Genomic DNA, 18822 nt, shown 5'->3' with positions numbered 1-18822 from the left:
GTAATAACACGCTTATAGTATAAATTTATATAATACTAATAAATAATTGGATATATTTATCACAATTTAAAGAGTTATCTAAAAAAAAGGGATTGAAGTGTTTTTTTCTTCTGCTAAAAATGATTCAGATAAGATTCTGAAGTTGGAAAATGAGATTGAATCTCTAAAGGTTGAGTTAGAACTCTCAAGGGAGATGGATGGTTTCTCTCAAGAAGAGATTATTATAAAAGTTTCAAGCAATGGAACAATTGAATTTAAAAATGATATAGCACAAGCGACTATAAAAGATGATTCAAAAGTTTTAAGTGCTCTTTCAAAAGATATTAATAGAATTAATATTGATGGATGTAGCGGCAGCGTAAAATCAAAGTCTCTAAGCAACGGAGATATTCTCTATAGTATAATCAAAACAGATATCAGAACTGATAAAGATAGTGACATATTGGCAAAACACCAAGCTGCAATAAAATACTCCCTAAGTGATTCTCAAAAAACTTATGAAGAGATGCTTTCAGAGTTACAGACAATGAGAGTTGAATCATCTACTATTGCTCAAGAGTCAAAAGATGGGTTAGAATTAATAACGGTTTCAACTGATAACATGGATAATCTATCTATAAAAATGCAAGATACGCTTGAAGGTGCAAACTCACTTGGTGTTCGTTCAGGAGAGATATCAAATGTACTTACACTTATAGAAGACATTGCTGATCAAACTAATCTGCTTGCTTTAAATGCAGCTATTGAAGCGGCTCGTGCAGGTGAACATGGTCGTGGTTTTGCAGTTGTTGCAGATGAAGTTAGAAAACTGGCTGAGAAGACTCAAAAAGCGACAGGTGAGATTAGTATAGTTGTAAAATCTATGCAGCAAGAAAGCTCGTCGGTTCAGGAAAATATTGAAACGACAAGTCATATTTTAGAAGATACGAAAGTCAAATTAGAGGACTTAGAAGTTAAAATTAAATCGTTTGAGAAAAAATCATCTAGAAGTGTTTATGAAGTTGAATATATAAGTGATAAAATTTTTGCATCATTAGCTAAGATAGATCATGTTATATATAAAAACAATGTATACGCTATGTTGTTTGGTGAGGATAATAACTTTAAACAGAGTGATCATAAGTCTTGTAGACTTGGAAAATGGTATAACGAGGGAATTGGTAAAGAGGAATTTAGTGACACTCCAGCCTATTCAAAAATAGATCCTTTCCATGCTGCAGTTCACGCAAATGCTAATAAGTTAGTTGAAGAGTGCGCCGGAGATAAAGCAATATGTTCAAAAGAAGAGATTGAAAGAATGGTTAATGAGATAGAATCTGCTAGTTTGAAAGTTTTTGAATATTTAGATGCTATGGTAGAGGAAAAAGCTCAAGAAGCGATGAAGGGTGCTATATCAGAACTATTTAAAGGAACAAAATGAAAAAGATAGCTATTATTGACGATGAAATTCAAATTACTTCAATGATTGAAAAATATTTAAAAAGAAATGGTGACTTTTCTGTAACTGTTTATAACAATCCGCTAAATGCCATTTCAGGACTCTCACAAGATACTGACGTAGTACTGCTTGATATTATGATGCCTCAGATGAACGGTTTAGAAGTGCTTGAGAAGTTAAGAGAGAAATTTCCAGACTTAAACATAGTGATGATGACTGCATATTCTACTCTTGATAAAGTCTTAGAAGCTCATAGACAAGGAGCAGAAGACTATATAATGAAGCCTTTTAGTTCAATGTCTATAATAACTGATAAGATCAATGCTTTAACAAAATAATCACATAATATGTTATATCTAATCTTATTTTTATCATTATTGTTTATATTTTACTTATTGTATAAACTTGATAATAAAAATAAAACGATACATAAACTACAAAATAACTTAAATAGTTTTAACAGACTTTCCAATTCCCTGTCAGTTCCTTTTTTTGCTAAAGACAAGGAAGGTAAGTATATAGAATGTAACAGAGCTTTTCTTGATTTAATAAACAAACAAAAAGAAGACATTCTACACACTACAAACAGTATCCAAGAGACTTTATATATCCTGCATCACGAGATGGATGCTCAGCTATTAAAAAAAGATAGTATTCATTACAAAGAGATATTTGCTTTAAAATCACAAAAACCAAAAGTTTATGAATTTTATAAAAGTGCTATAAACATAGATGGAAGTTATGTTGGTTATGTTTGTATAATGATAGATATCACAGAACATGAAAAACATGAGAATGAACTGCAATGGAGTGTACATCAAGAGAGTGAAAAAAACAAAGAGATACTGATCCAACACGAACAGGAACAATTAGCCAATGTAAAGTTTACAGCTATCGGTCAGCTGGCTGCAGGTATCACCCATGAAATTAACACCCCTTTAACATACGTTAAAGGGAATATTGAGATGGTTAAAATGGATCTTGAAGATCTGCCTGATGATTATCAATCAAAAGAGCAAATTTTGGAAGATATTAAAGATATACAATCTGGTATAGATAGAATTTCAACAATAGTTGAATCAATGCGTGAAATGTCTCAACATACAAAAGTTGAGTTAAAACGAATTAATATATATTCAACATTGATTACTGCACTCATAATGGCACACAACAACTCTAAACATCTCTGTAAAATATATATAAATGGCGAAGAATTTACATTAGAGAGCTCAAAAAATAGATTTGAATATTTGGCAGACGTTGAAGAACAAAGATTAGAACAAGCATGGATCATAATAATTAATAACGCTTTGGATGCGTTAAAAAAGAAACCAAATTATGATGATAGAAAGTTAAGTATAGAGATATCTGAAGTTAACTCATATATTGAGATTAAATTTATAGACAATGCCGGTGGAATTTCTGAAGATATTGTTGATGATCTTTTTGAACCTTTTGTATCAGATAAGCCTGAAGGCGGTATGGGAGTGGGACTAAGTATTGCAAAAAAAATATTAGATGCGCAGTCTGCAACTATAGAGGCTTATAACGAAAATAACGGAGCAGTTTTTAAGATAACTATCAAAAAAAGTTAATATTGTTTTTTGATTTTATTGTGTATAATTATATTAATAGTCTGAAAGGCTCGATATTTGCACAAATGAGGGTTCTACATATTCACTTTGCGAATTACTAGAACTTTTGTGTGCCGGTATTATCGTTGGAGGTAGTTAGTTCTACTGAGATTCTGCCGCCTTTATAAAGTTCTCTCTTCGCCCAAATTCGGCCTTGAGAACCGAACCAATTGCAAGTCGGTCTTTCGGGCTTTTTCATTTCAATTAAAAAATTCACAGGAAAATTTATGAAAATTTTGATACTTGGTTCAGGTGGACGCGAATATTCTATTGCAAGAGCTATTTCAAACGAAGACGAACAACACGAACTTTTTTTTCAGCCTGGTAATGGCGCTACAAATAATTTAGGTACAAATTTAAATATTAAAGATTATAATGAACTGGCTGAGTATGCAAAAGAAAACAATATAGAATTAACAATAGTAGGTCCTGAAGCTCCACTCGTTGATGGTGTTGTAGATATTTTTAAATCACAAGGGCTTACAATTTTTGGACCAAGCAAAGAAGCTGCACAACTAGAGGGTTCAAAAGTTTATATGAAAAACTTTTTAGCAAAATACAATATCCCAACTGCAAAATATATAGAAACATCTTCAATTGAAGAGGCATTTAAATTTGCAGATTCATTGACAGCTCCAATCGTTGTTAAAGCAGACGGGCTTTGTGGTGGAAAAGGTGTTATTATTGCACAAAATCACGATGAAGCAAAAGTTGCTATATCTGAAATGTTAAGTGGGAAAAGTTTCGGTGATGCAGGACTTAAAGTGATCGTTGAAGAGTTCTTAGACGGATATGAACTTTCTATGTTTGCTGTGTGTGATGGTAAAGACTATATTCTTCTACCTGCTGCACAGGATCACAAGCGTTTAATGGATAATGATGAGGGTCCAAATACAGGTGGTATGGGTGCATATGCTCCAACTCCACTTGTTGATGAGACACTTTACCAAAAAGTTAAAGACAGAATCATTCGCCCTACACTAGATGGTATGCAAAAAGAGGGTGCACCTTTTGAAGGTGTACTTTTCATAGGTATTATGGTTGTAAACGGTGAACCTTTAACTCTAGAGTTCAATGTACGTTTTGGTGATCCAGAGTGTGAAATACTAATGCCACTTATGACTTCAAGTGTTTCAGATATGTTCTTAAAAGCAGCAACAAACAGACTTAATGAGATTAAAGTTGAATTCTCTTCGCAATATGCAGTAGGTGTTGTAATGGCAAGCGAGAATTATCCGTATGGAAGTTCAACTCCTGCTGAGATCATACTAGATGAAACTCATCATGAAGATATAGAAAGATATACACATATATCTTATGCCGGTGTATCTATGCAAGATGACAAGCTTTATGCAGACGGCGGAAGAGTATTAGTGTGCGTGGGTCTTGGTGATACGATTAAAGAAGCTAGAGATAGAGCATATATGAGATGTGGACAAGTTCACTATGCAGGTAAAAAACTAAGAACAGACATAGCTTATCAAGCACTATAAAAAGGACTAAAGTTTGAACGAAGAGATTGAGGATATACTTCACCGTGAAGAGATGAGCCTAGCATCAACCTCTAAAAGAGCTACTGCTTTTTTAATAGATGAACTACTTCTCTCTTTTGTTTTAGTGTTAGCTGTATGGGATTCTTTTGCATCAGCTAAAGATATGCAGGAGATGATTGAAGTTACAAATATGTTTGTAATGGAGTTCTTAACTATAAAAATAATATATCAGGCATTTTTCGTTATGCAGTACGGTGCATCAATTGGTAAACTTGTTATGAAAATACGTGTAATAGAGATAGCTACACTTGATAATCCAAACGTATTAAGCGCACTTAACCGTGCCATATTTAGAGTAGTAAGTGAACTTGTCTTTTATCTTGGTTTTTTATGGGCTATATTTGATCCATCGCGTCAAGCTTGGCATGATAAAACAGCAAAAACTTTGGTAGTTAATGTTTAGAACTCTCTTTCTTTTACTAATCTTTTATACGTTGGCATCTTCATCTGAAAAAGTTGAGATATTTGCGACGAATATTCATTCAAAAGATGAAATTCTTTATGCAGAAGGTGAAGTGAATGTTGTATATAAAGATTATTACATAAGTGCAAAAAGAGCCGAATATGATAAACAAAGCGGAATTTTAGAACTTTTTGAAAATATTAGAGTTACTCAGGGAACAAGTTATAAAATTCTCGGAGAATATGCAAGAATAAATCTACAAGACAAGCAAAGAGAATTTAAACCTTTTTATATGGTTGAAAATCAGAGTGAAGTCTGGATGAGTGCCAAAGATGCAAAAGCAGATGAATTGTATATTGATGTAGAAAGTGGAATATTAAGTGGATGTAATCCAAATAAGCCACTCTGGAAAATGGAGTTTACATCATCTGATTATAATCAAGAAACAATGTGGCTTAATACTTATAATAATAGATTGTATATATATGACATCTTAGTTCTTTACATACCTTATTTTGGTTACTCCCTAGATAGAACAAGACGTACAGGCTTGCTTTACCCTTCGTTGGGTTTATCAAGTGATGAGGGTTTTTATTATGAGCAACCAATATATATTGCAGAGCAAAATTGGTGGGATTTAGAGTTAAAACCTCAGATTAGAACAAACAGAGGTAGTGGTTTATATACGGACTTTAGGTTTGTTGATTCTAAAGTTTCTGAAGGTAGTTTAACGCTTGGTGCTTTTAAAGAGCAGAAAAAATACTATGAAAACAACTATTTAGCTAACCAAAAACACTACGGATTTGATTTTGATTATGTCAATTATGATTTTTTAAATCAATTGTTTGGAGTCAAATTAGAAGGGCAATCTGAAATTTACATGGACATTCAGCATATGAATGATGTCGACTATATAAATTTATCTACTAATGATACGACTGGCAATGCAACATCACAGCAAATTTTATCACGTATAAATATGTTTTACAATAATGAAAAAAACTATTATGGTTCGTATATAAAGTATTATAAATATTTAAATAAAGAACATAATTCTGACACTTTACAGCAACTTCCTACCCTGCATTATCACCACTATTTAGAGACACTGCTAGATGAGCATTTTATGTATAACATAGATGTAAAGAGTACAAATATATATAGAGAAGAGGGGATAGGTGTAGTTCAAACAGATGTGAATATACCTCTAACAGTGCAAACATCAGTGTTTGATGAGTATCTTAACCTTTCTTTTCAAACATTTCTTTATGGGCAGTTTTCTAATTTTACCGGACGTGATGAGCTAGATAATCCACAAGATTATGATAATGGTTTTTATGCAAAAAACTATTCAGTTTTACAAGCAGATACTAGTTTAACAAAAGCATTTACTGATTATACACATGTAGTAAGTTTAGGCGCAAAATATACATTTAGAGGTGAAAAAAAAGACGATGGGTATTATGAAGATTATAGAGAAACATGTGAAAACAATAGTAGTGGAACATGTGAATTTTATAATGTCAGTGATACAAATAAAGATTTTCAGATTGAGTTTTCGCAATACCTTTATGATAAAACAGGCTCTCAAATTCTTTATCATAAACTCTCTCAAAATATTATTTACAATAATAAGGCAGGAGAAAAAAATGAAGAATATGGGGAGTTGGAGAACGAGTTAAGTTATCAAATAACAGAAGGATTGAATTTTTATAACAATACTTTTTATAATCATGATGAAGATGATTTATCTAAAATTTATAATAGATTGACATATAAAGGCTATGGTTTTACAACTTCTTTAGCCTATCTATATAAAAACAATTTTCATAAATATGGTGAGACTAATTCAGGAGAACCATATTCTAAGTACCTTACATCTAGAGTCTCATATAAGTATGATGAACACTACTCTTATAAGATAGTGTATAATTACGATTTACAGACAAATTTGAAAAAAAACTTGGAAGTTGGATTTTTATATAAAAAAAGATGTTGGGACTTTGGTCTAAGGTATGTTGAAAACAATAGACCTATTTTGTCTAACAGCGGTGATGAATACAATTCTATATATGACAGGTATGTATATTTTACAATTCTTTTAAAACCGTTTATGGAATCTAGAGGAAATTCCGGCTTATCATATAAGCTGCCTGAGATATATAAAGGAAATTAATATGAGAGAAAAAATAAATCTTCTTAAAGACAATCAGGAAGCTGCTATAGGTTTAAGAGATATTATGCCTTTAGATAAGTTTAAATCTCAGGATTGGAAACTTGTAGCAGTATCAAGATATGGTTTAGATTTAGCTCATAAAATTAGAGGAAGATACAGTAATAAAATTGATTTTCTTTTCTCTGAACCAGTATATGCACCAAATAATGAAGAGTGTGAAGTAGCTCGTGTGTGTGAAGGTGAAGAGATCGTTATTAATGAAGATCTTGTAGAATCATTTGGTATAAAATACGATTATATATATGGTGAAGCTCATAGAAAACATGAAGAGAAGATATTAAGTTATATTTATCAATATAGAAAAGGAAAGCCTTTTCAGTCAGTAAAAGATCAAGTTGTAGTACTTGTTGATAACGGTAGTGAGAGTGGTTTGAAATTTATGACTGCATTAAAAGCAGTTTTAGCTCAAAAGCCAAAAGCAGTGTATATTGCGGTACCGGTAATACCTAGTGATGTTTTAGAATTGCTAGAACCGTTTTGTGATGATATATTCTTTATTTATGATATTGATGATTATGTGGAAACACCACTTTATTATGAAAATTTTGAACATATTAGCGAAGAAAGAATAGAAGAAATATTAGGAGAAAAATAAGTATGAAGTATGACAGTAAAATAGAATTAGTGAATAAAATAGAAGAATATAGTTTTGGTGATGTAGCACGTCAAGCAAATGGAAGTGCGTGGTTAAAATGTGGAGACACTGTAATACTTGCAACTGTAGTAATAGATGAGACAGAGATTGTTAAAGATGATTTTTTACCATTAACTGTACAGTATATTGAAAAAACATATGCAGCTGGTAAGATGCCTGGTGGATTTTTTAAACGTGAAACAAAACCTGGTGATTTTGAAACATTAACATCACGTATAGTTGACAGAAGTCTGCGTCCATTGTTCCCTAAAGGCTTTGGTCATCCTACTCAGATCACTATTATGGTTTTCTCGGTTGATAAAGAAAGTGACCTTCAGGTATTAGCACTAAATGCTGCATCAGCTGCGTTATATGTAAGTGATATAGATATAAATACTTCAGTTAGTGCTATACGTGCAGCTAAAGTTGATGGGGAGTTAGTTTTAAATCCGACACTTTCACAACTAAGAGAATCTACACTTGACCTGTATCTTTCAGGTACAAAAGATGATCTTCTGATGATTGAGATGCGTACACTTGGAAGCGAAGATGTTGAGATGAGCGATGTTATGGTTGATCCTATGCTTGACCCTGGTATGGGTGCAGTAATGCTTTCAAACCACACATCAAATGCTATGAATGAAGATGAACTTATTGAAGTATTTGAGAAAACTCAGAGTGCACTATTTGAATCAAATGCAAAGTATGAACAAAGTTTTGAGAGCCATAAAAAAGAGACAAAAGCAATTGAGTATAAAGCTCACGTAATAAACGAAGATATGCTAAGCTATGTAAGAGCTAATCATCTAGATGATATAGCTAATGCAATGAATCAGATGGCAAAGTCTGAGCGTTCAACTGCTTTAAGAGAGTTAAGAAAAAATATAATAGCTAGAAAAACAGAGTGGGCTGAAGTTGAGACTGAGGTTGAGTTAAAAGACGCAATTGAGAGAGTAAAACGTGAACAAGTAAGAAGTCAGATTCTTAATGATAAAGTTCGTGCTGATGGTAGGGCTTTAAATGAAGTAAGACCTATAACTATAGATACTAATGTACTTCCTTCTGCTCACTCTTCATGTCTATTTACACGTGGTCAAACTCAAGCACTAGTTGTTTTAACTCTAGGCGGTGCTAAAGATGCTCAAATGTTTGAAACACTTACAGAAGAAGGTACTCAAGATGAGAACTTTATGGTTCACTATAACTTCCCTGGGTTCTCGGTTGGTGAAGCTTCACCTATAATGGGTGTAAAAAGAAGAGAACTGGGTCATGGTAACTTAGCTAAACGTGCTCTAGAGCCGATTGTTAATCTTGATGGTGAAACTATCCGTTTAGTATCTGAAATTTTAGAATCAAACGGTTCATCGTCTATGGCTACTGTATGTGGTGGTTACATGGCACTTAAAGCTGCTGATATAGATACAAGTGACACTGTAGCCGGAATTGCTATGGGTATGGTTAGTGAAGGTGATAAATATGCTATTTTATCGGATATTATGGGACTTGAAGATCATGATGGAGATATGGACTTTAAAGTAACTGGTAGCAAAGATGGTATTACTGCTATGCAGATGGATATTAAACTAGGTGGAATTAGTTTAGATGTACTTAAAGAAGCACTTTACCAGGCAAAAGAGGGTAGAAGTCATATAATTGATATCATGCTAGAAGCTGAGAGTAAAATAGAGTTTAATGACGGTGTACTTCCAACAACTGACTTTTTCCATATAGACCCAAGTTTTATAGGTGACATAATTGGTCAAGCCGGTAAAAATATCCGTGAGATCATAGAGAAATTTGAAGTAGCAATTGATATTGATAAAAAAGAGGGTAAAGTAAAAGTAACTGGTAAAAATAAATCAGGTATAGCTGGAGCGCGTGAACATATTGAGGGCATCGTATCAAAACCAAAAGTTCAAAAAATCAAGTACGAGGTTGGAGATAAATACCCTGGGACTGTTAAAAAGATAGTTGACTTTGGTGCTTTTATAGAGCTACCTGATGGAACAGATGGTTTACTTCATATATCTAAAATATCTAAAGATAGAGTAGAAAAGGTTTCTGATGTTTTAAGTGAAGGTGACGAAGTAACAGTAGAGATTTTAGAATTTAAAGGTAATAAAATCTCTTTAGGCAGAGTATTTTAATATAATCTTAATTATATTTTATATATAATCGCGCATCGAATATCTAGTAGGGAAATCTAGGCATTTATGTTTAGGTTGCTTCATTTAACGATGAGGTTACGCTATCCGAACGTATTTGTAAAAATTTTAACGGAGAAATTTTATGAAAAAAATTCTTGTATTAATGGTAGCTTTAGCTACTGCTGCACTTGCATCTGACGGTGAAGTTGCAAACCAAACTCTTAAAGCTTACTCAATGATCGCTGCTGGTCTTGGTCTTGGTTTAGCTGCATTAGGTGGAGCTATCGGTATGGGTCATACTGCTGCTGCTACAATCGCTGGTACTGCTCGTAACCCAGGTTTAGGTGCTAAACTTATGACTACAATGTTCATCGCTCTTGCAATGATCGAAGCACAAGTTATTTATGCACTAGTAATTGCGTTAATCGCACTTTACGCTAACCCATATTTAGGTTAATCTTTAAGATTTAACTAAATGTACCTCAGAAAAAGCCTGGCTCTTAGGAGTCGGGCTTTTTTTTTCTTCTTTTTTTGCGATCGTGGTGGAACGGTAGACACGCTATCTTGAGGGGGTAGTGCCCTACGGGTGTGAGGGTTCAAATCCCTCCGATCGCACCATTTCAAATTATTTCATAAAAACTTTTTATATACACAAAACTTTCATAATATAAGACTTTTTCAGTATAATGTCATCTATAAGCTATAAGTATGTTTATTATTGACGTAAGAGGAAAATATTTAGTGAAAAATATAGTACTAATTGGTTTTATGGGTGTCGGCAAAGGTAGTGTGGCTCGTGAAGTTATAAAACATTCAGAGTACATTACTATAGATACAGACGATCTTATAGAGACAATGGAAAATAAAAAAATAAAAAAAATATTTCAAGAAGACGGTGAAAAGCATTTTAGATCTATTGAAAAAAAAGTGGCTCATTGGTTAGAAACAAGTTTAAAAAATACTCTTATTTCAACTGGTGGTGGTTTTTACAAGCAAAAAAATATAAAAGATATTGGAGTTATTGTTTTACTTGACAGCCCTTTTGAAGATATAATAAAAAGAATAAAAGCCCATCCAAATGCTGTTAAGAAGATTAAAAAAAGACCACTCTTAAATGATCTGAAACTTGCTCAAAAGCTATATGATGAACGTCGTCCTGAATATTTGGAAGTTGCAGATGTGGTTATAGATGTTACTAATAAAAGTGCTTACGATTGTGCTAAAGAACTTTTAAAAAAGGTAAAAAAGTATGTATAAAATTTTATTTATAATGCTTATGAGTGTATTAACTCTTATGGCATCTGATGTTAACTGGGAAAAAGACTACCATAGTGCATTAAAAAAAGCAAAAGAACAAAATAAACCGGTACTTTTTATAAGTTCACGTCATTCGTGTAAGTACTGTGTAATGCTAGAAGAGACAACTTTAAAAGATGCTAGAGTACTCAAGGCTTTAGATAGAGATTTTATATCAGTTACGTCTTATTCTGATGAGAGAGATTATATGCCACGTGAATTATGGAGACCTGGGACTCCTGCTATTTGGTTTTTAATGCCATCTGGTGAGCCAATGTTTGAGCCTGTTATGGGTGCAATAGACGCAAACAATTTTTTACAGGCTTTAGCTATAGTTAAAGAAGAATTTAATAAAAGAAAAGGAACAAAGAATGATTTTTACAAGCTCAACAAGTAATAGTTTTGATTTAGAGTTTGAAGAGCTTCTAAGCCGTGGAAAGATGGATATCGAAAATGTTAGCGGTATAGTAGGCGGAATAATAAAAGAGATAAAAGAGGATAAAAACAAAGCTTTATTTGGACATATTGCGAAGTTTGATAACTGGGAACCAAAAGAGGATGATGATCTTAAAATATCAACTGAATCTATGTTACATGCTTACAATAATATAAATGGTGAATTAAGAGATGCACTGCACTTAGCATATGAAAGAATCAAAACTTATCATGAAAAACAAAAACCTAAATCTTGGTTCGATGATGAGCCAAACGGAACAATATTAGGACAAAGAGTAACACCTGTGGATAGTGCAGGACTTTATATTCCAGGTGGAAAAGCTGCATATCCGTCTTCACTTTTAATGAATGTTATTCCGGCACAAGTTGCAGGTGTACAAGAGATAGTAGTATGTACTCCTACACCAGATAATGAACCAAATGAACTTTTACTTGCAGCTTGTCACTTATGTGGTGTAACAGAAGTTTATAAAGTTGGTGGAGCATCTGCTATTGCTGCTATGGCTTATGGAACTGAAAATATTCCTAAGGTTGATGTTATTACAGGACCTGGAAATATTTTCGTTGCAACTGCTAAAAAAATGGTTTTTGGTGATGTTAATATAGATATGATCGCAGGACCAAGTGAAATTGGGATTTTGGCAGATGAGAGTGCAAATCCTAATCACTTAGCGGTAGATCTACTTTCACAAGCTGAACATGATGAGATGGCAAGTTCTATATTGATAACTCCTTCTCAAACTTTAGCTAATACTGTAAAAATTAAAATAGAAGATTGGTTACAAAAACTATCTCGCCAAGAGATAGCTAGAAAATCTATTGAGACACGCGGAGCTATTATAGTTACAAAAGATATGGATGAAGCAATTGATCTTATGAATCAGTTGGCACCTGAACATTTAGAGATAGCTACTAATAATGCCTTTGAATTATTAGCATCTATAAAACACGCAGGTGCTGTGTTCTTAGGTCATAATACACCAGAAGCTGTTGGTGATTATGTAGCTGGACCAAACCATACACTTCCAACTGGAGGTACAGCCAAATTTTATTCGCCACTTGGTGTTGAGAACTTTATGAAAAAGACGTCAATTATATCTTTTAGCAAAAAAGGTATTAATGAGATTGGTGAAGAGTGTGCCCTCATCGCAAATACAGAAGGTTTAACAGCTCATGAGCAATCTGTAAGAGTAAGAATGGATAAATAGAATATTTATAAAATTAAATTTAATTAAATTTTATAAGAAAAAACTATAAGTTAAATTGTTAACATAACTCAATTTTTTTAAAGGATTGAATTATGTTACACCCTGCAATAGCACATTTTGCTATCTCACTACCAATTATCTCACTTATACTAGGCATTGCTTATCTATATAAGCCAAACGAACTTATGTCAAAGATCTCTAGCAGGTTTTTTGTATTTGCAGCACTTTTTATCATAGCTGCTTATTTTACTGGCAAACATGATGGCTCAGAGGTCTTTATGTCATTAGGCGGTGAAGGAAGAAAACTTCTTTTAGCTCATAAGGATCTTGGTTTATACATTACGATAGCAATGGCTTTTGCTGCTATTATTAAATTTTATGGATGTCAAAAACAAAACAAAAAAGTTGAGATAGTATCTGTAGTATTGGTAGCTCTTATAGCAGCGGGAGTACTATACCAAGGTAAAATGGGAGGTGAGCTTACGTTCACTCATGGTGCTCATGTAAAAGATCATGCTAAAGGTTTAGAGTGCATTGATGACCCTGAAGAGTATCTTGATTCACTTGCTGAAGATGCCGAAGAATAAGTAAATGAGAGATCATCCTCTCATTTATTTAAAGTAAACCTCTCTAAACTTACAAAAAAATAAAAAAATTTTCAAAACTACACACTCTAAATTTTATCAAAAAAATATCACGAATTTATATCTTATTTAAGTTTCACTTAGATAGTATTTTTGGTAGTTAAAGCCCTTTTTGAGCATTATAAGTTGGGCTTTTAAAATAAATTACTAGTAGTTATAAATCTTAAATTTACCATTAAGGTTGAAGGAGTATATATGCAATTAGGCTTTCTAGTTGATTTACATCTTTGTATGGGATGTAAAGGCTGTGAAATCGCATGTAAAGTGGAAAATGAAGTTCCACTAAGTACATGGAGACTTCGTGTTAAATATGTAGATGTTGGAACTTTTCCTGAAACAAAGAGAACTTTTACACCTCTTAGATGTAACCATTGTGAAAATGCACCGTGTGAAAGAATTTGTCCGGTATCTGCTTTACATTACTTAGAAAACGGTATTGTAAATATCGATAAAGAGCGTTGTATAGGTTGTGCTGGTTGTGTTATGGCTTGTCCGTATGGAGCTATCTACATAGATCCTCAAACACAAACAGCAGATAAGTGTACATACTGTGCTCACCGTGTAGCTTCTTCAATGATGCCAGCGTGTGTTGTAGCATGTCCTGTTCAAGCTAATATTTTTGGTGATTTAGATGATCCAACATCAAATATTTCTCAATATATAAGTAAAAACCAAAGTAACGTACAAGTTAGAAAACCTGAAAAAGGTACTAACCCTCACCACTACTACACAAGTGGAGGAAATGTAAACTTAAATCCTTTAGCTTCTCATAGAGTTGATGGACATTCTTTATTTAACAAGATTACAACATTACCAGTAGGAGGTCACCACTAATGGCAGCACATGAAATTTTAGCAGCGACTAATGCTGTAGTTACTTTAGATGTAGCTATCCCTGGTACAGTTTGGCCTTGGCTTGTTACGGTTAATATGTGGGCAAAATCTATCGGTACAGGTGTTATTTTTATGCTTTTCTTACTTTTAAGAAAACACCCTGAATCAGCTAAAGATTTAAGATTTTCAACTACTTTAGTGTCAATTATATTTATACATATATTCTTATTATTTACACTAGCAGATCTACACCAACCGTTTAGAATGTGGCATATCTTTTTCTATCCACACGTAACATCGGCAATTACTATTGGTGCATGGATGGCTACTATTTTTGTTGGTTTACTATTTTTACTTGCATACTTTTCTTTTATCAAAAAAGACAATGCAGCGTTTGATAAATGGTTAACTCCTGTAGTTATTTTAGCTATACCTGTAACAATGTATACAGCAGCACTAATGAGTCAATGTACTGCACGTGAATTATGGCAAATGCCAACTGAAACTGCTCAAATGATCTTAGCTGCATTACTTGCTGGTTCTGCAACTATGATCTTACTTGGCGGAAGCAAGTTAGATGAAAAAGCTCAAAGAACTTTAGGCGCTGTTTTAGGTTTAAGTGCATTTATGTCTTTCACAATGTATATGGCAGAGTATATCTTCGGACCAATGAAAGCAGAAGAAGTTGCTGCAGTACTTGAATACATCAAAGGTGATGGTCCATATACTGTAATGTTCTGGTTAGGTCAATGGGTTGCATACTTAATCCCAATGGGTCTAATTCTATTAGCTAGAACTAACAATAGTGCTAGTATTTTAAAACTTGCTGCGATTTTAGCAATAGCAGGTCTGTGGGTAGTTAAACATGTTTGGCTAATGATTCCACAATTATTACCAATGAGTTAAGGAGAATATATTAATGTATTTACAAAGTAGAAGAACATTTTTAAAAGGCGCTGCATTTACTGTTGCAGGTGCCGCTATTGCAAAAGGTGTATTTACAACTGATGCAGTTGCTGAGTCAGTAAAAGACTCTAAATTTACAAATACTCCAGATTCATTATCGTTTTACCCACCGATGGAAGAGTGGGAAAACTTTTCTGAGTTAAGTGGACAAGACTGGAAACGTGGTGGTATTGAACGTCACGGTGTTAAGAGTGAATCAAATCCGGATGGTATTGAAGCTCACGATTACACTATCGTACCTACTGCTTGTTCAAACTGTGAGGCTTCTTGTGGTTTAACAGCTTGGATTGATAAGAAAACTTTTACAGTTAAAAAGTATATGGGTAACCCATTACACCCAGCTTCTCGTGGTCGTAACTGTGCAAAAGGTTATGCTACACAATCTCAAATGTATGATCCAGACCGTATAGCATTCCCACTTAAGCGTGCTGCAGGTTCTGCTCGTGGTGAAGGTAAGTGGGTTCGTACTACTTGGGATGAAGCTATGACTGCTATTGGTAAGAAAATGGGAGATACACTAGCTAAAGGTGATGAGTTATCTAAGAAAACTGTAATGTTCCACGTTGGTCGTCCAAATGAGAACGGTTTCACAGGTAAAGTTTGGCATACACTTGGTTGTGATGCATTTAACTCACACACTAACATCTGTTCATCTGGTGGTCGTACTCCAACTATCCAATGGGCGAATGATGATAGAAGTTCTCCGGATTGGGCTAACGCTAAGCTTATTTTCCTTAACTCATCTCACGCTGCTGATGCTGGTCACTACTTCCAACAATCAGCTTCGTTTATTGCAGATGCAAGAGCTAAGGGTGCAAAACTTGTAGTTATGGATCCACGTATGTCTAACTCTGCCGGTATGGCTGATATGTGGATCGCTGCATGGCCTGGTACTGAGCCTTTAATTTATCTATACTTAGCTCAAAGAATTTTAAATGAGAAGAAAGTAGATAAAGATTTCGTTAAGAAATGGCTAAACTGGGAAGTTATGATGGATAACAAAGACTACCTTAAATTTATGGTAGAAAAAGGTTATATCAAAAAAGCTCCTAAGAAAAACACTTTTGACGCATTCTTAGATACTATAACTGAGATGTATCAACCGTATACTTTAGAGCATGTATCTAAAGAGACTCACGTTCCTGCATATAAACTAGAAGAATTATATGACATGTTCATTTGGGCTGGTAGTTCAATCTCTACTTATTTCTGGCGTGCAACTGCAGCTGGTAACCGTGGTGGATGGATGAGTGGTCGTACAGGTTTCTTACCATTAGCACTTCGTGGTGCAATCGGACCTGAGGGTGGTACTTTCTTCCACCACTTCCATGTTATTTCTGTAGCTGGTAAAGGTGGTTCTGCAACTGTTGGTCAAGGTAAACGTGGTTCTAACATCCCTAAAGTTGATGTTTATAATGAACTTACTTGGCCGCCAGAATGGCCATTGTCAACTTATGAGTTGTCATACCTATTACCACACTTATTAGCGGATACTGAGTGGCAGAAAAAATGGCAGGCTAAAGGTCTAAATGTACCTGAAAAACTGTCTGTATGGATTCCTCGTATGTATAACCCAGTTTGGATTAACCCAGATGGTTTCAGATGGATCGATACGATCAAAGATGAAAAGAAAATGGAACTTACATTTAACCTTTCACCTGTATGGTCTGAGACTAACTGGTATGTTGATTATGTTCTTCCTGTTGGTTTAGCTGGTGAGCGTCACGATCAACACTCTGAAGCTACAATGCCGGCACGTTGGACATCTTTCCGTCAGCCTGTTATGCGTGTAGCATTAGAGAAAGCTGGATGGAAACCTAAAAACCCTAACCGTGCTACTCTTGAAGCTCATATCAAAGCTGGTCTTGGTGAAGTATGGGAAGAGAATGAGTTCTGGTTTGATATGTGTGTTAACTATATTGATCCTACTGGAAAACTTGGTATCAAGAAAATGTGGGAATCTAAAAAGAACCCAGGTAAACCTGTTACAATTTCTGAGTGGTATGATGCTGCATTTGGTGATAACTTACCAAATCTTAAAGCTACAGCAACAGCTGATTCAAGATACAAAAATGCAGAGTTCCCTGTATATGAGTATATGAGAGAACATGGTGCTTGGATGGAAGAGAATAATATCTATTCTGCACAAGAAAAAGAGATCAAAGAGACTAGTACACACTATATCTCACACGGTCATAAATATGAGAAAAAACATGTACATATTAATAAACGTACAGGTGTTATGACAGCTGAATCTCATGGTAAGAAAAAATCTATCGGTATTGAGATAGATGGTAAGAAAATGGAAGGTTTCGCAACACTAGATAAGAAACTTGACTTCTTCTGTGAGTGGTTAGCTGATGATTGGAAATGGCCAGAATATGCAGTACCTTTCTATCCTAGAACTCCAAAAGAGAAAAAAGAGATGAAACACATCGTATCTCATGTAGATCACTCTTATATGACTGAGAAGAACTCGTATGCATTAAATACAGTATTCCGTTTACCGTACAATATCCATACACGTTCTGCGAACTCTAAGCACTTAATGGAGATTTCACAAAACCACGATCCAATCTGGATCTCAACTGGTGATGCTAAGCGTCAAGGTTTCAAACGTGGTGATGCTATCCGTGTTAGAATCGTGGATTCTGTAACAGGATTAGAGTCTGGTTACTTTGTAGCTATGGCTGTACCTACTGAAGGTGTTCTTCCTGGTACTCTAGCTTGTTCACACCACGGTGGTAGATGGAAACTTGTTAACTCAGTAACTATTCCAAATGGTGTAACTGATGGTAAAGTTGATTCTCAGCCAATGCCACGTGATATGACTGATCCTAAGTTTATGGCACATTCACCTGAGAATGCAGGTGCTGTAGGTGCACAAATTAAGATCGAAGACTATGATGGAACAAGTGGCTTAAATAGCTTCGGTGTTCCAACTGCTGAATTATCTATGGATGGTAAAGAGGGTAAACTTAAATATACTAAGGGAATTACACCTTTCCACTCTGAGAGATTTGCTGAATACAACCGTGACAGTGGAAACATCTGGTGGGATGGTCTAAGTGGTTCATGGCAAAATGCTGTAGCTGCAGCTCACCCGGATCCAATTTCTGGTATGCACTGTTGGCACCAAAAAGTTATCCTTGAGCCATCTCAAGCAGGTGACAAAATTGGTGATATCTATGTAAATTATGAAAACAACTTCAAAATTTACAAAGGTTGGAGAGATGATTTAACTCGTCCTCTAAATGAAAAAGATACACTACGTCGTCCACAGCACATTAAACGTCCGTGGGTGCCATTATCTGATAAAGCATACAAAGTTAAAATCAAAGGTTAATCCTTTGATTTTTAACCCTTCTTTTTAA

16 protein-coding genes and 1 tRNA gene are annotated in these 18822 nt (G+C 34.4%); all 17 read left to right on the top strand.

The features are described from left to right. The first annotated feature begins 97 nt into the window (after window positions 1-97). A complete protein-coding gene (locus tag ABZA65_RS00690; RefSeq protein ID WP_373069539.1) occupies window positions 98-1420 on the top strand; it encodes a methyl-accepting chemotaxis protein in 1323 nt (440 codons plus the stop codon). Next, complete coding sequence (locus tag ABZA65_RS00685; protein ID WP_373069538.1) at window positions 1417-1776, top strand: response regulator; 360 nt, start codon at window positions 1417-1419, stop codon at window positions 1774-1776. Before ABZA65_RS00690 ends, ABZA65_RS00685 begins: the two co-directional genes overlap by 4 nt. Window positions 1777-1833: 57 nt before the next feature. Further along, window positions 1834-3033, top strand: coding sequence for a sensor histidine kinase (locus tag ABZA65_RS00680; RefSeq protein ID WP_373069536.1), 1200 nt, complete (start codon window positions 1834-1836; stop codon window positions 3031-3033). A gap of 266 nt (window positions 3034-3299) precedes the next feature. Beyond that, a complete protein-coding gene (purD, locus tag ABZA65_RS00675) occupies window positions 3300-4565 on the top strand; it encodes a phosphoribosylamine--glycine ligase (protein ID WP_373069534.1) in 1266 nt (421 codons plus the stop codon). A 13-nt stretch (window positions 4566-4578) separates the two neighbouring features. After that, window positions 4579-5028, top strand: coding sequence for an RDD family protein (locus ABZA65_RS00670; protein WP_373069532.1), 450 nt, complete (start codon window positions 4579-4581; stop codon window positions 5026-5028). Then, entirely contained in the window at window positions 5021-7204 is a 2184-nt protein-coding gene (locus tag ABZA65_RS00665) for an LPS-assembly protein LptD (protein ID WP_373069530.1), read from the top strand. The genes ABZA65_RS00670 and ABZA65_RS00665 overlap by 8 nt, the downstream gene beginning before the upstream one ends. 1 nt (window position 7205) lies before the next feature. Then, the gene (locus ABZA65_RS00660; RefSeq protein WP_373069528.1) at window positions 7206-7859 is read left to right on the top strand and encodes a phosphoribosyltransferase; all 654 of its coding nucleotides are present in this window, start codon (window positions 7206-7208) and stop codon (window positions 7857-7859) included. Between the two features lie 2 nt (window positions 7860-7861). Next, window positions 7862-10045, top strand: coding sequence for a polyribonucleotide nucleotidyltransferase (locus ABZA65_RS00655; protein ID WP_373069526.1), 2184 nt, complete (start codon window positions 7862-7864; stop codon window positions 10043-10045). 142 nt (window positions 10046-10187) lie between these two features. Further along, complete coding sequence (locus ABZA65_RS00650) at window positions 10188-10502, top strand: F0F1 ATP synthase subunit C (RefSeq protein ID WP_152307813.1); 315 nt, start codon at window positions 10188-10190, stop codon at window positions 10500-10502. Window positions 10503-10578: 76 nt separating this feature from the next. After that, window positions 10579-10663, top strand: a tRNA-Leu gene (locus ABZA65_RS00645). A 123-nt stretch (window positions 10664-10786) separates the two neighbouring features. After that, the gene (locus ABZA65_RS00640; RefSeq protein WP_373069524.1) at window positions 10787-11302 is read left to right on the top strand and encodes a shikimate kinase; all 516 of its coding nucleotides are present in this window, start codon (window positions 10787-10789) and stop codon (window positions 11300-11302) included. Next, a complete protein-coding gene (locus ABZA65_RS00635; RefSeq protein ID WP_373069522.1) occupies window positions 11295-11738 on the top strand; it encodes a thioredoxin family protein in 444 nt (147 codons plus the stop codon). Before ABZA65_RS00640 ends, ABZA65_RS00635 begins: the two co-directional genes overlap by 8 nt. Then, a complete protein-coding gene (gene hisD / locus ABZA65_RS00630; RefSeq protein ID WP_373069520.1) occupies window positions 11713-13005 on the top strand; it encodes a histidinol dehydrogenase in 1293 nt (430 codons plus the stop codon). The genes ABZA65_RS00635 and hisD overlap by 26 nt, the downstream gene beginning before the upstream one ends. Before the next feature lie 92 nt (window positions 13006-13097). Next, the gene (locus ABZA65_RS00625; protein WP_373069518.1) at window positions 13098-13592 is read left to right on the top strand and encodes a DUF2231 domain-containing protein; all 495 of its coding nucleotides are present in this window, start codon (window positions 13098-13100) and stop codon (window positions 13590-13592) included. Between the two features lie 252 nt (window positions 13593-13844). After that, entirely contained in the window at window positions 13845-14483 is a 639-nt protein-coding gene (locus ABZA65_RS00620) for a 4Fe-4S dicluster domain-containing protein (protein ID WP_373069516.1), read from the top strand. Continuing rightward, entirely contained in the window at window positions 14483-15388 is a 906-nt protein-coding gene (gene nrfD, locus ABZA65_RS00615; protein WP_373069514.1) for an NrfD/PsrC family molybdoenzyme membrane anchor subunit, read from the top strand. The genes ABZA65_RS00620 and nrfD overlap by 1 nt, the downstream gene beginning before the upstream one ends. A gap of 13 nt (window positions 15389-15401) precedes the next feature. Further along, the gene (locus ABZA65_RS00610; protein ID WP_373069512.1) at window positions 15402-18794 is read left to right on the top strand and encodes a molybdopterin-dependent oxidoreductase; all 3393 of its coding nucleotides are present in this window, start codon (window positions 15402-15404) and stop codon (window positions 18792-18794) included. Window positions 18795-18822: the final 28 nt, after the last annotated feature.

The organism is Sulfurimonas sp. (assembly GCF_041583195.1).
Classification (GTDB): Bacteria; Campylobacterota; Campylobacteria; order Campylobacterales; family Sulfurimonadaceae; genus Sulfurimonas.
Note: the sequence above shows the minus strand (reverse complement) of the source record. Positions and strands in the feature narration are given on the sequence as shown.

Excerpts from the sequence above, each read along its gene's own strand:
- ABZA65_RS00685 (WP_373069538.1), top strand. The coding sequence starts at position 1,417 with ATGAAAAAGATAGCTATTATTGACGATGAAATTCAAATTACTTCAATG.
- purD (WP_373069534.1), top strand. The coding sequence starts at position 3,300 with ATGAAAATTTTGATACTTGGTTCAGGTGGACGCGAATATTCTATTGCA.
- ABZA65_RS00665 (WP_373069530.1), top strand. The coding sequence starts at position 5,021 with ATGTTTAGAACTCTCTTTCTTTTACTAATCTTTTATACGTTGGCATCT.
- ABZA65_RS00660 (WP_373069528.1), top strand. The coding sequence starts at position 7,206 with ATGAGAGAAAAAATAAATCTTCTTAAAGACAATCAGGAAGCTGCTATA.
- ABZA65_RS00655 (WP_373069526.1), top strand. The coding sequence starts at position 7,862 with ATGAAGTATGACAGTAAAATAGAATTAGTGAATAAAATAGAAGAATAT.
- ABZA65_RS00650 (WP_152307813.1), top strand. The coding sequence starts at position 10,188 with ATGAAAAAAATTCTTGTATTAATGGTAGCTTTAGCTACTGCTGCACTT.
- ABZA65_RS00635 (WP_373069522.1), top strand. The coding sequence starts at position 11,295 with ATGTATAAAATTTTATTTATAATGCTTATGAGTGTATTAACTCTTATG.
- hisD (WP_373069520.1), top strand. The coding sequence starts at position 11,713 with ATGATTTTTACAAGCTCAACAAGTAATAGTTTTGATTTAGAGTTTGAA.
- ABZA65_RS00625 (WP_373069518.1), top strand. The coding sequence starts at position 13,098 with ATGTTACACCCTGCAATAGCACATTTTGCTATCTCACTACCAATTATC.
- ABZA65_RS00620 (WP_373069516.1), top strand. The coding sequence starts at position 13,845 with ATGCAATTAGGCTTTCTAGTTGATTTACATCTTTGTATGGGATGTAAA.
- nrfD (WP_373069514.1), top strand. The coding sequence starts at position 14,483 with ATGGCAGCACATGAAATTTTAGCAGCGACTAATGCTGTAGTTACTTTA.
- ABZA65_RS00610 (WP_373069512.1), top strand. The coding sequence starts at position 15,402 with ATGTATTTACAAAGTAGAAGAACATTTTTAAAAGGCGCTGCATTTACT.